Annotated in this window: 7 protein-coding genes; 1 reads left to right on the top strand and 6 read right to left on the bottom strand. The window is 73.4% G+C overall.

The features are described 5' to 3' along the window. Positions 1–33: 33 nt before the first annotated feature. The 3 genes from ACIRRH_RS27185 to ACIRRH_RS27175 form a co-directional block, all read right to left on the bottom strand. On the bottom strand, positions 34–2,016 hold the full coding sequence (locus tag ACIRRH_RS27185; RefSeq protein ID WP_403072481.1) for a serine/threonine protein kinase: 1,983 nt from the start codon (positions 2,014–2,016) through the stop codon (positions 34–36). Positions 2,017–2,319: 303 nt separating this feature from the next. Beyond that, entirely contained in the window at positions 2,320–4,788 is a 2,469-nt protein-coding gene (gene murJ, locus ACIRRH_RS27180; RefSeq protein ID WP_403072478.1) for a murein biosynthesis integral membrane protein MurJ, read from the bottom strand. Between the two features lie 57 nt (positions 4,789–4,845). Then, entirely contained in the window at positions 4,846–7,380 is a 2,535-nt protein-coding gene (locus ACIRRH_RS27175) for a DUF6049 family protein (protein ID WP_403072475.1), read from the bottom strand. Positions 7,381–7,678: 298 nt separating this feature from the next. On the opposite strand from ACIRRH_RS27175, the gene ACIRRH_RS27170 reads away from it, so the two are divergent. Next, a complete protein-coding gene (locus ACIRRH_RS27170) occupies positions 7,679–9,175 on the top strand; it encodes a CCA tRNA nucleotidyltransferase (RefSeq protein WP_403072472.1) in 1,497 nt (498 codons plus the stop codon). A 52-nt stretch (positions 9,176–9,227) separates the two neighbouring features. On the opposite strand, the gene ACIRRH_RS27165 is transcribed toward ACIRRH_RS27170, so the two are convergent. From ACIRRH_RS27165 to ACIRRH_RS27155, 3 genes are all read right to left on the bottom strand, one after another. Next, positions 9,228–10,208 (bottom strand): hypothetical protein, encoded by a 981-nt coding sequence (locus tag ACIRRH_RS27165; RefSeq protein ID WP_403072469.1) that lies wholly within the window; start codon positions 10,206–10,208, stop codon positions 9,228–9,230. Between the two features lie 62 nt (positions 10,209–10,270). Then, positions 10,271–10,951 carry a hypothetical protein gene (locus tag ACIRRH_RS27160; protein WP_403072466.1) on the bottom strand — a complete coding sequence of 227 codons (681 nt, stop codon included), beginning with the start codon at positions 10,949–10,951 and terminating at the stop codon, positions 10,271–10,273. A 108-nt stretch (positions 10,952–11,059) separates the two neighbouring features. Continuing rightward, positions 11,060–12,382: an MFS transporter gene (locus tag ACIRRH_RS27155; RefSeq protein WP_403072463.1), complete on the bottom strand. Its 1,323-nt coding sequence runs from the start codon at positions 12,380–12,382 to the stop codon at positions 11,060–11,062. Positions 12,383–12,436: the final 54 nt, after the last annotated feature.

The raw sequence follows: 12,436 nt of genomic DNA, 5'->3' as shown, positions 1-12,436 counted from the left end.
GACCGTGCTGCAGGACGCGTCACGGTCGTCGGGTCAGCCGAAGGCCTTGACCTCGGCGACGTGGCCACGGAACTTGCCGTCGGGATCCTTCGGCAGACTGGTCAGCCAGACCAGGAGGTAACGCGTGGTGACCGGGTTGTCGAGGGTGAAGTCGGCCGTGCCGCCGCTCTTCTTGCCGACCACGGTGAAGTCGTTGAGCGGGGCGCCCTTCGGATTGGCCGCGGCCGAGGCGTTGGGCACCCGGAGCTCCGCCGTGTGGTTCCCGGCGAACTGGACGTTCACCGAGCTGACCGCCTGCGGCGAGCCGAGGTCGAGCAGCAGACCGGTGCCAGCCTTGTAGAGGTTGGGGGAGAACTGGTCCTCGTACCACTGGGTGGTCCACTGGGTGTCGGGCTTGCCGTCGATGGCGTTGGCCAAGGTCTCCTTGCCGTCGACCCCCTCGCCCAGCGGGTTGTACGACTGCGCGTCCTTGATCGTGATCGGTACCGGGGTGTGGGTGGTGGCCTGCGGGCTCGGTGCGGTGCTGCTGACCGAGGGGAGCGGGGACGTGACGGCCGGCGCGGTGTGGCGCAGGCTGTCGACGAACTGCCAGGACGCGACGCCGATCGCCCCCAGCGCGACCGTCCAGGCGGTGGCCTTGATCACCCGGCGCAGCCGCCGCTTGGTGCGCCGGGAGGAGGCCGGGCGGGACGAGGCCGGCAGCGGGGCGACGGTGGTGTCGGCCACCCGGGTCGGGTTGGGCGCGGTGGGCAGCGCGTGGGTGTTGTGCCGGGGCGGGGCCGGGAAGTCGGGCAGCTCCGGCTCGGGCTGGCGGATCCGGGGCAGCTGGGCGATCGCCCGGACCAGCTCCCCCGGGGTGGTGATCGGCTGGGCGTGGTGCGGCGGCTGGTCGAACAGGGCCCGCGCGGCGAGCTGGGACAGGCCCTTGTGGACGCCGGCGCGGACCTGGTCCGGCGCGGCGTTCTGGAGGTCCTTGGGCAGGCCCTGGAGGTCGTAGCGGTCCTCCGGGTACGGCCAGCGGTGGGTGAGCGCGGCGAACAGCAGTGCGCCGATCGCGCGGGTGTCGGCCCGCTGGGCGTCCTCGGCGTCCTCGGCGGGCAGCCCGCGCAGGGCGGCGTCCACCGCGATGCCGTTGATCCGGTACTGGCCGCTGTCGGTGCGCAGGACGCAGCGCGGGGTGAGCCGCAGGTGGGCCTGGCCGCGCTGGTGGGCGGCCGCGACGGCGTCGGCGACCTGGCGGACCATCTGGTACGCCTCGTGCGGCTCCATCGGGCCGTTCACGAGCAGCCTGGCCAGGTCGGAGGAGTGCGGCAGCCACTCCCGCACGACGTAGACCAGCTCGCCCTCGTGGACGGCGTCCAGCACCTGGACGAAGCGGGGGTCGCCGAGCAGGGCGGCGGACTTGGCCGCGGCCAGCACCTTGCGGGCCCGCTGGTGGCCCGAGGCCATCAGGTGGACGCCGACCGCCCGGCGCAGCTTCTCGTCGACGGCGCGCCAGCTGCTGAAGGTCTCGGTCTCGGAGATGCACTCCTCCAGCCGGTACCGGTGGCCGATCATGTCGCCGCTGCGGCGCTGCGGGGCGGGAAGGGTGCGCGGGAGGGTGGCGGTGTCGCGCGGGTCGACCGTGGGCTGCGGGTCGGTGGGGCGGCGCGCGGGGCGGGCGGGCTCGGGGGCGGCCTTCTTCCGGGGGGAGCCGGCGGCCAGTTCGGCGCGGATCTCCTGGACCGAGAGCGGGGCGGTGATCTCCGAGGTCTCCTCGCTGACGGCGGACTCCGGGTCCGGGCCTGCGGCCGGTTCGTCGTCCTCCTTCTCGTCCCCGTCCTCGTCCCCGTCCTCGTCCGCGTCGGTGCGCCCGGGGGCGGCGGCAGCGGCGGCGCCCTCGCGGGCGTCCGCGGGGGCGCTCCCGGCGGCGTCCTCCGAGCCCGCGAGCTCGTCGATCGCCGCGGCCAGCGCGGCCTCGTCCGTCGCCGCGTCAGCTGCTGACGTGTCGACGACGGCCTTGGTGCCATCAGCCACCGTGGTCCTGCCTCCCCTTGTGTCGCCCCGGCCTGAGAGAGTCGCTGGAGCCCGAGGGTCGGCAGCCCTGTGCTCCAGGACAATTGTGCCCACTCTTCTCCACCGGGTACGACCGCTGAGACGTCCGCTCGGTTGCACGCGGGTGGAGAGATGTGGTGCAGATCCGACACCGGGTCGCCATCCGGCGTTCGGGCGGACCCGAACCAACCGGTGACCCAGCACTCGGCCGGACGAGCGCTGGAGCGTCCCGCTCCGGTTGACGTCCGGTCGGGGCGCCCGCTCGTCCGGCCGGTGGTCGGACGGTCAGCGGCCCAGTCGGCCGCGGACCATGCCCAGCATGGCGTTGAGCTCCTCGATCCGCAGGCGCTTCGCGATGAGCACGAAGACCGCCATCTGGAGGCCGCCGGCCACGACCAGGGACGCCACGCTGCCCGGCCAGCCGCCGAGCACCTGCTGGATCCCCAGGCTGGCGCCGACGCCGACCACGGCGGCCGGGACGCAGGCGGCGGCCAGCCGGCTGTACGTCCTGCCGATCCGCTTGGTGTCCAGCCCGCCGATCCGCTTCTTCAGCTTCGGCATCGCGACCGTCACTCCGACGGCGTAGGCCAGGCCGTAGCCGAAGGCGATGCCGGTCACCGTCCACTCGGCGGGCAGCAGCAGCCAGCACAGCAGCGCGAAGCCGGCCTGGCAGGCCGCGACCCAGACGGTGTTGGAGAACGGCGTGCGGGTGTCCTCGTAGGCGTAGAAGCCGCGCAGCATCACGTACTGGGCGGAGTACGGGATCAGGCCCAGCGCGAACGCGGAGAGCATCAGACCGACGTTGGTGGCGTCGCTCAGGACGGTGTCGTTGCCGCCGATCGCGTAGATCGCCCGGCCGATGACCGGGCCGAGCGACAGGAACAGGAAGGCCGCCGGGACGACCGCCACCGCGGTGGTGCGCAGCCCGTAGGAGATGTCGTCGCGCACGGCGCCGGCGTCCTCGTCGGCCGCCGCACGGGAGAGCCGGGGGAGCACCGCGCTCATGATCGAGACGGTGATCACGGCCTGCGGGAGCTGCCAGATCAGCAGTGCGTTGGAGAACGCGGCCAGGCCGACGCCGTCGTGTCCGGCCGCCGACGCGGCGGCGCCCGCCTTGGTGGACAGCTGGGTGATCACCAGGTAGCCGGCCTGGTTGGCGAGCACGAAGAAGAACGTCCACTTGGCCAGCCGGGCGGCCTTGCCCAGGCCGTGGCCGCGCCAGTCGAAGCGGGGCCGGTAGCGGAATTCGGCGGCCCGCAGGTACGGGATCATCGCCAGCGACTGGACGACCAGACCGACCAGGGTGCCGAGGCCGAGCAGCCGTACGCCCTCGGGGGAGACGCCCTCCGGGGTGACGTGGGTGGTGCCGAACCCGCCGTAGACCCAGATGTAGGCGGAGAAGGTGAAGATCACCACGATGTTGTTCAGGACCGGGGTCCACATCATCGCGCCGAAGCGGCCACGGGCGTTGAGGATCTGGCCCATCACCACGTGGATGCCCATGAAGAAGATGGTCGGCAGGCAGTAGCGGGCCATCGCCACCGTGGTGTCGGCGCGCTCCGGGTTGGCCATCATCGGATGCGCGATCAGCTGCACCAGCACGGGTGCCCCGAGCACCGCCAGGAAGACCACGCCGCCGAGCCCGACCATCACCAGGGTGAGCAGTCGGCTGGCGTACGCGGTGCCGCCGTCCTCGTCGTTCTTCATGCTGCGCACCAGCTGCGGCACGAAGACCGCGTTCAGCGCGCCGCCGCCGATCAGGATGTACAGCAGGGTCGGCAGGGTGTTCGCCGCGTTGTACGAGTCGCCCATCACACCGACGCCGATGGCCGCGGTGATCACCATGGTCCGGACGAAGCCGGTGCCCCGGGAGACCAGCGTGCCGGCCGCCATGATCGCGCTGGAGTTCAGCAGGCTGGAGACCTTGCCGCCGCCGGCCGCCTTGGCGGGCTCGGCGGTGGGCGCGGGCGCCTGCCGGGCGGCCTGCTCGTCGGCGATGACGTCCGCCGGCGGCTCCACCGCCGGGGGCACGGCGACGGCGGCCACCTGCATGGTGGCCTCCTGCTCGGAGAGCGGCGGGTCGAACTCGATCGGCGGCACGAAGTGGTGCTGTCCGCCCGGAGCGCCGCCGTGCTGCGGCTGCCCCGGGTAGCCGACCATCGGCGGCGGCGGGTACGGCGCGTGGCCGGCCGCGGGGGCGGTCGGCTGGGGGGCCGGGGCGGGCTGCGGTACCGGCGGCTGGGCCGTGGCCTGAGCCGGGCGGCCGCCGAACAGCGCCTCCACCCCGACGTACTCGGTGGTCTCGGTGTCCCAGGCGGAGTGCGCCGGGCCCGGCTCCCACTGCGGGGGCTGCTCGGCGCCGCCCCAGTGGCCGCCGGCGGCCTGCGCCGGGGCCGGATCCTGCTGCCAGGCGGGCTGCACCGGGGTGTCCCAGCCGGGCTGCACCGGCGGCACCGGGGCCGAGAACTGCTCCGGGGCCTGGTAGGGGGTCGGCGGCACCGGCGTCGGGTAGCCGCCGCCCTGCGGCGGCAGCTGCGGCGGCACGTCGTACGCGGCGGCCGGCGGCTGGGGCGCGGCAGGCCGACCGGCCTGCAGGCCGTACGGGTCCCGGCCGTCCTGCGGGTGCCCGTAGGCGTCCACCGCGTACGGGTCCTGGGCGTAGGTGTCGGCCACGTACCAGTCGCCGGACGGCGACTCGGCGCCCGGCCGGCTCTCACCGCGGCCCGGCGGCCGCTCCTCGCTGCGCCCGGTCATGTCACCTCTTCGCTGTCGTGGGGGAGGCCGGCCCGGGGGTGCGGGGGGTCGGCGGTATCAAGGACCAACCTTCTCATCACCGGCGGCCCGATCCCGGCCATCCGGGCTGCTGCCACGCGGTGTCTGTGCAGGACCGTCACCAGGGGCGTCGTCCGTCCCGCCGGTCCCGTCCGCTGCCGGGGCCCCGGCGGGATCCGCGGTGGACTCCTTCGCCGTGCCCTCCGCCGGGGGTTGCGGAGCGGGCCCGGCAGCCGTGGCGCCGCTCTCCGCCGGGGCGTCCCCGACCGGCTGGTCGCCGTCCTCGTGCGGCTGCCCGCCGCGCCGCTTGCGCTGGCGCACGAAGCGCAGCGCGGCCAGCAGCAGCAGGACGCCGGCGCCCGCGAAGACGTACAGCACGCCGTTGGTCACCGAGGTGACCTCCACCGTGAACTTCCGGGCCTCGCCGTACGGCCGGGAGTCGGGGCCGGTGGTCCACAGCTGGGCGGTCATCGCGACCGGCCCGTTGTTGTGCGCCTCGGCGTTGAAGCGGAGGGTCACGCTCTGCGAGGGCGGGAGGACCAGCTCCTCCTCCTTGCTCACCCGCAGCCTGTTCGGCTGGGCCGAGGTGAGCACCAGCTTGAGGTTGGTGACCGTCTGGGTCAGGTCGTTGCGGACGCTGACCTGGAGCAGACCGGTGTCGCCGGCCAGGGTGACCACGTTCTTCTTCGGCACCTGGACGGCCCTGGTCAGCTCCTTCAGGTACTCCGTGACGCCGGTGCGGTAGGTGCTCCCGGCCGGCGGCTGGCTGCGCCACTCGGTGGACAGCGAGCGGACCATCGCGGCGCTGAACGGGCCGCGCACCCGCTGCGGCAGGGTGAGCACCCGCATCAGGGTGTCCAGGTCGCGCTGGATGTCGTCGGTGCGGCTCAGGTCGGCCGCCGGCAGCTCCGAGGCCCGGGCCTCGGTCGGGTAGTCGGTGGGCGCCGGGACGGCGGTGTTGGCCTTCGGGTCGGGCGCGGACTGGGCCACCGCGTCCAGCTTGACCGAGGAGATCCACTTGCCGTCCGCCGTCTGGAGGGCGGTCGCCAGTGCCTTGGCGTTGGCGGCGCTCAGCTCGCGCGGCGGCATGACCAGCAGCCCGCGCTGGTTCTGCGGCTGCTCGTGGGTGATCGCGAAGGTCTCGGCGAGGAAGCGCTGGGTGGCCTCGGTCTGCGCCTGCGGGCTGTTCAGGTCCTTGTCGAAGAGCGAGGACACGGTCTCGTCGGCCACCACGGCGTTCTGCCCGTTGCCGATCGGGCGGACGGCGGTCGGGGTGTAGTTGAGCGAGTCCGGCTCCGGCATGCTCTCGCCGTTGACCAGCAGCAGCCCGCTGCCCGACTGCTGGGCGAGGGCGGCGATCTGCTGGTCGAGGTAGCCCTGGAACGGCCAGGCGACGTCCGAGCGGGTGTCCACGGAGAGCCGGCCCTCGACGGTCAGCCGGCCGGCCGTGGTCGCCTTGCTCAGCGCGGTGGTCACCCCGGTCAGGTCGGAGCCGTTGTGCGCGATCGAGGCGAGGTCCGGGTCGGCGTAGGGCAGCGAGACCACCTGGTCGCCCGGCTTGGCGACGGCGGCCCGCAGCTTGTCCAGCCAGGCGACGGCGGCGGGCGAGGGGGGGAGCTGGACGGTGTTGTCGTCCTTGGCCGACTTGCCCGACTCCTCGGTGCCCGGCTTCTGCACCCGGTAGGGCTTGGTCATCGCGAGCGCGGCGTCCAGCAGGTCCGGGTCGATCACCCAGGTCAGCCCGTTCAGCTTGGCGCCGGTGTCGACCAGCTCGTACAGCCGGCCGCCCGGGGCGAACTCGGCGGCCAGGCTGTCGTCACGCAGCACCGAGATGGTCTGGTCGTTGTCGGCGACGGTCTGGGCGGCCATCACCGGCGGGTGCACCAGCGGCCAGATCGTGGCGACCTTCGTCGGCTGCGCCTCGGCGCCGCCCGGGTTGTACGGCAGGAAGGTCCGGGCGATGCCCAGGGCACGGTCGCGCGAGTTGTCGGCGGTCGTGCCCCAGGCGTCCACCGCGAGCTCGTACGCGCCGCTCGTGGAGAGTCCGAGGTCGCTCACCGCGACGCTCAGGGTGTACGGCTGGCTCTGCCCGGGGTTCAGCTCCGGCAGGGCGTACTGCGGGCTGTCCAGCTCCACGCCGTCCTTGCCGTCCGGCGTGGAGCGCCCGGCCACGTTGGCCAGATCGCTGCGCCGGTCCAGCGGCCTGCTGCTGTTCGGCTTGCGGATGGCCGCGTGGGCGCCCTTGATCGCCGACTTGCCCGCGTTGGTGACGTGCCCGGTGATCGTCACGGTGCCGTTCGGGGTGGCCACCTGGGGGCTCAGCGCGTCGATGGTCATCACCACCGGGTACTCGGCCGTGACGGAGGAGTCGGCGGCCGGGCGGACGTTGCCGCCGGAGGGCAGCGCACCGGCCGGGACGGCCGTGAACAGGGTCAGGGCGGCCGCGCAGGCGGCGGCGGCCATCCGGCCCGCACGGCGTACCCGGCGGGCCGGATGGCGCCCCTCGGCGGGGCGCTCGGCCCGTCCAGGCTGTCGGTGCGCCCCCAGGCCCGAGTGCCGTGCCGGCTCACTCACTCGCTTCGCCCTCGCCGTTCTCGATCGTTCGCTGCTGATGCTGTCCGTCCGGCGCGGTCCGCCCGACGGTCTTCGCTTGACTCTTCTGGAACTCTTCGCCCGACGCCGTCGCCGCACCGATGCCGCGGGGATTCCGCGGGTGGTGGCGGCGCGCGACACCGCATCCCCTGTCCGGTGCCCGAGACTCGTCCACCGGCATGGTAACGATGCGGCCCGCGGTGCAGTGTTGCGGGCTGTGGGGTGAGACGCCCAGAACGCGCGGGCGGTTGACCTGTCGGGCCACGTACCCTTGTGAGCCGTGTCCACTGCCAATGAGCCCACCACGCGCACCGACCGTTCCAGCACCGCCGTCCAGGTCGTACCAGGCCTGAGCGAGGCCCAGACCCTCGGCCTCCAAGAGCTGCTGCGGGTGTCGCCGGTCGCCGACGAGATCGCCCGCCGGTTCCAGGCGGCCGGTCACCGGCTGGCGCTGGTCGGCGGGTCCGTCCGGGACGCGCTGCTCGGCCGGCTCGGCAACGACCTGGACTTCACCACCGACGCCCGTCCGCAGCAGGTGCTCAAGCTGGTCAAGGGCTGGGCGGACGCGGTCTGGGACGTCGGCATCGCCTTCGGTACGGTCGGCGCCCGCAAGGACACCCCCGAGGGCTCCTTCCTGATCGAGATCACCACCTACCGCTCCGAGGCGTACGACCGCACCTCGCGCAAGCCCGAGGTCAGCTACGGCGACACCATCGAGGAGGACCTGGTCCGCCGGGACTTCACGGTCAACGCGATGGCCGTCGACCTGCCCGGCCGCGGCTTCGTCGACCCGCACCACGGCCTGGAGGACCTGGAGGCCCGGGTGCTGCGCACCCCCGCCACCCCCGAGGAGTCCTTCTCCGACGACCCGCTGCGGATGATGCGGGCCGCCCGCTTCGCCGCCCAGCTGGACTTCGACCCGGTGCCCGAGGTGGTCGCCGCGATGACCGCGATGGCCGAGCGGATCACCATCGTCTCCGCCGAGCGGGTCCAGGCCGAGCTGAACAAGCTGCTGCTGGCCAAGTACCCGGTGAAGGGCCTGCGGCTGCTGGTCGACACCGGCCTGGCCGGGTACGTGCTGCCCGAGCTGCCGGCACTGCGGCTGGAGCGGGACGAGCACCACCGGCACAAGGACGTCTACGAGCACTCGCTGACCGTCCTGGAGCAGGCCATCGACCTGGAGCAGGACGGTCCGGACCTCACCCTGCGGCTGGCCTCGCTGCTGCACGACATCGGCAAGCCGCGCACCCGCCGCTTCGAGTCGGACGGCCGGGTCTCCTTCCACCACCACGAGGTGGTCGGCGCCAAGATGACCCGCAAGCGGATGCGCGAGCTCAAGTACTCCAAGGAGCTCACCGAGGACGTCTCGCGACTGGTCGAGCTGCACCTGCGCTTCCACGGCTACGGCGGCGGCGAGTGGACCGACTCCGCGGTGCGCCGCTACGTCACCGACGCCGGGCCGCTGCTGGAGCGCCTGCACAAGCTGACCCGCTCCGACTGCACCACCCGCAACAAGAAGAAGGCGGCCGCGCTCTCCCGCACCTACGACGGTCTGGAGGTCCGGATCGGCGAGCTGAAGGCACAGGAGGAACTGGACGCCATCCGCCCGGCGCTGGACGGCAACCAGATCATGGAGCTGCTCGGCCTCAAGCCCGGCCCGCAGGTCGGCAAGGCGTACAGGCACATGCTCGAACTCCGGCTGGAGCACGGCCCGTTGGAGCACGACGAGGCGGTCTCGGCGCTGCGCGCCTGGTGGGCCGGGCAGCCGCAGGGCTGAGGAACGCGAAGAGGGGGTGGCCCGAGCCCGGGCCACCCCCTCTTCGCGTTCCTCAGCCGACCGCCCGCAGGCACAGGACGTAGTCGAGGGACGGAAGGAGGGGGTGCTTGACCCAGTACGTGCTGGTCGTCTTCGGCTGCTTGCTGCAGGACTCCTTGTCGGACGTGCCGGTGTACTTGTAGATCACCTTGTACTCGGCCTTGGCGTCCGTGCAGGGCAGCACGGTCATCTTCGGGTCGGTGTCGCTTCCGTCGTTGTGCAGGCAGTCTCCGGCCTTGGCGGCGTCGGCCGGGTCGGCGGCCGGCGGGGTGTAGGACGGCAGGGTGTACGTCGGGGTGGGCAGCGGCGGCGGGGTGTAGGGCGGCAGGGTGAAGGTGGGGCTGGGCAGCGGTGGCGGGATGGTGTACCGGCTCGGGCTCGGCTGGGGGTCGGCGACCGGGTCGTTCTCCTTCGGGCCGAGCACCCCGGTGGCGGCCAGGGCCACGGTGACCGCCAGCGAGACCGGCACCAGCAGCATCGCCATGTGCGGCCGGCTGGTCAGCGCGACGCCCGGGTTCAGCTGCGGGCCGTGGCTGCCAGGGACGGGTGGCGGCAGCTGCTTGAACTTGTTGTGCGGGCCGAGGTTCAGCAGCAGCGTGATCGGGGTCAGCAGCCAGGACACCAGGCTCCACCAGCCCTGGACCAGCGTCCGGGCCGACATGTCGCGCACCGTCGCGATGCCGCAGGTGCGGCAGAACGGGCCGGTCATCCGCAGCATCCGGTAGGCGATGATCAGGCCCTGGTGGCCGCGGACGGTGGCGTTCACCGCCGGGTAGCCGCCGCAGAACCGGCAGGTGGTCCCGTCCACCGGGGGCGGCGGTGGGTACCCGTAGCCGTAACCGCCCGGCGGGGGCTGGACGCCGTACGGCTGCTCGGGCGGCGGCGGAGCGCTCGGGTAGCCGTACCCGGGCGGGGCCGGCGGCGGGGGCGGGGCGCCGTAGGAGCCGCCGGAGGCGTACGGATTGCCGTCGCCCGGTGGCGGGCCGTACGGCATCTGGGGCGGAGGCGGAGGCGGAGCGGACAAGGAGGTCCCCCGAGAAGGAGAGGCGGAAGAGTTCAGGACTTCTTCACCGGCGGGACGCCGGTGGTGGCGGGTGCCAGCGGGCCGAGGCAGAGCACGTACCGCTTCTTGTTCCAGCGGCGGCCGCTCTGGCCCGAGACCACGCTCGTGGCTTGCGGCGTCTGCTGGCAGCGGGTCACGTCCGTGGTGCCCTCGAACTTCGACAGCACACGGTAATTCGCTTTGGAATCAGTGCACTTGACGATCTCGACGTCGCGGGAGCCGCTCGTTCGCACGCAGTCGCCGGGCTTGGCGCTGCTGACGCTCGGCCCGGCCACGAAGTAGCCCACCGCCAGCGCCACGCAGCCGCCGACCGCCCCGACGATCCGCAGCTTGGACCGGATGCCGCGCTTGGCGGCCGGCGCGGCCGGCGTCGCCGGGGCGGGCTGCGGCTGCCCGTACGGCCCGGGGCCCGGCTGTCCGTACGGCCCGGGGGGCGGCTGCTGCCCGTACGGCTGTTGGCCGTAGGGCTGCTGTCCGTACGCCGGCGGCGGTCCGTAGCCGGGCGGGGCCGGCGGCGCGGGCTGCCCGTAGGCCGGCGGCGGCCCGTACGGCGCGGCCGGCGGGGGAGCGGGTGCCCCGTACGGCGGGGGAGCGGGTGCCCCGTACGGCGGTGCGCCGGGCGGGCCGACCGGGGCCGGCGAGGGCGGTCCGTACGGATTGGGCGGTGTGCTCATCAGGTCTTCCCCCGAGACAGAGTTCTGTCGTTCCGACAGGTTTGAGTACCTTAGCGAGTCGGTCGGACGCCATCGGCCCCGAACCCCCGAGGGGCCCAGGAGGCCAGGTCACCGGGAGAGCGGGTTCCGGCGGGCGGCGCGCAGGTAGAGGACCGCCGTCAGGGCGTACACCCCGGCGAGCCCGAGCACCACCGCGACCGAGCGGCCGGACAGCGGCAGCACCAGTGCGGTGACCATGGCGGCGGCCACGAAGGCGACGTTGAACAGTACGTCGTAGATGGCGAAGACCCGGCCGCGGTACTCGTCCTCGACCGACTCCTGCACCACCGTGTCGGCGCAGATCTTGGTGCCCTGGGTGACCACCCCGAGCAGCAGGGCGGCGAGCAGGCAGGGCGCCGGCGTGAAGCTCAGCCCCAGGGCGGGGACGAAGACCACCGGGGCGACCAGGCAGGCCGTCATCCACCCGGCCAGGCCCAGCCTGCGGGTGCACCAGGGGCTGACCAGCGCGGCGACGAAGAACCCGGCGGCGGACAGACCGACCGCCTGGCCGAGGGTGACCAGCCCGGCCGCGCTGTCGGTCGGGTCGTTGAAGGTGTACCGGGCGAGCATCACCACGACCACGATCAGCACGCCGTAGCAGAACCGGGCCGCGGTGACGGCGGCCAGCGCGTGCACGGCGGGCCGGCAGTCCCGGACCAGGTGGCGCACCGCGGCACCGAGTTCGACGGCGGCCCGGACCAGCGCCTGGCCGATCCCGGGCCGGTCCTCGTGCTGCTCCGGGCCGAGCAGGTCGCGGTCCATCCGCCGGGCGGCCAGCGCGGCCGACAGGTAGAGCAGTGCGGCCACCGCGACCAGGGCGGCGTCGGCCTTCGGCCCGGGGGCCATCAGCTGGTGCAGCAGGAAGCCGATGCCCCCGCCCGAGGCGGCGGCGACCGTTCCGAGGGTGGGGGAGAGGGCGTTGGCGGTGACCAGCTGGTCCTGCTCCACCACCCGGGGCAGGGCCGCGGACAGGCCGGCCAGGATGAACCGGTTGAGCGCGGTGACCAGCAGCGCCGAGGCGAAGAACAGCCAGGTCGGCGCCTGTGCCAGCAGCAGCGCGCCGGTGCCCAGGCCCAGCCCGAAGCGGGCCAGGTTGCCGAAGTAGAGCACCTGGCGGCGGCGCCAGCGGTCCAGCAGCACACCGGCGAACGGGCCGATCACCGAGAACGGCAGCAGCATCACGGCCAGCACCGAGGCGATGTCGGCGGGGGAGGACTGCTTCTCGGGGGAGAAGACCACGTACGCGGCGAGCGAGACCTGGAAGACGCCGTCCGAGAGCTGGGAGAGCACCCGGGCGGTCAGCAGCCGCCGGAAGTCACGGCCCTTCAACAGGACGAGGAGCGTGGCGCGGTGCGCGGACTGGTGGGTGCTGCCGTTCTCGGTGATCGCCACCCGCCCAGAGTGCCATGGAACCGGTCGTCGTTTCACGTGAAACATCGGCCGCGA

Origin of the sequence: Kitasatospora sp. NPDC101235, assembly GCF_044767505.1 — a bacterium.
Taxonomy (GTDB): Bacteria; Actinomycetota; Actinomycetes; order Streptomycetales; family Streptomycetaceae; genus Kitasatospora.
Note: the sequence above shows the minus strand (reverse complement) of the source record. Positions and strands in the feature narration are given on the sequence as shown.

Bases quoted from the DNA above. Each gene is read 5' to 3' on its own strand.
- murJ (WP_403072478.1), bottom strand. From the start codon at position 4,788: ATGACCGGGCGCAGCGAGGAGCGGCCGCCGGGCCGCGGTGAGAGCCGG.
- ACIRRH_RS27165 (WP_403072469.1), bottom strand. From the start codon at position 10,208: ATGCCGTACGGCCCGCCACCGGGCGACGGCAATCCGTACGCCTCCGGC.
- ACIRRH_RS27160 (WP_403072466.1), bottom strand. From the start codon at position 10,951: ATGAGCACACCGCCCAATCCGTACGGACCGCCCTCGCCGGCCCCGGTC.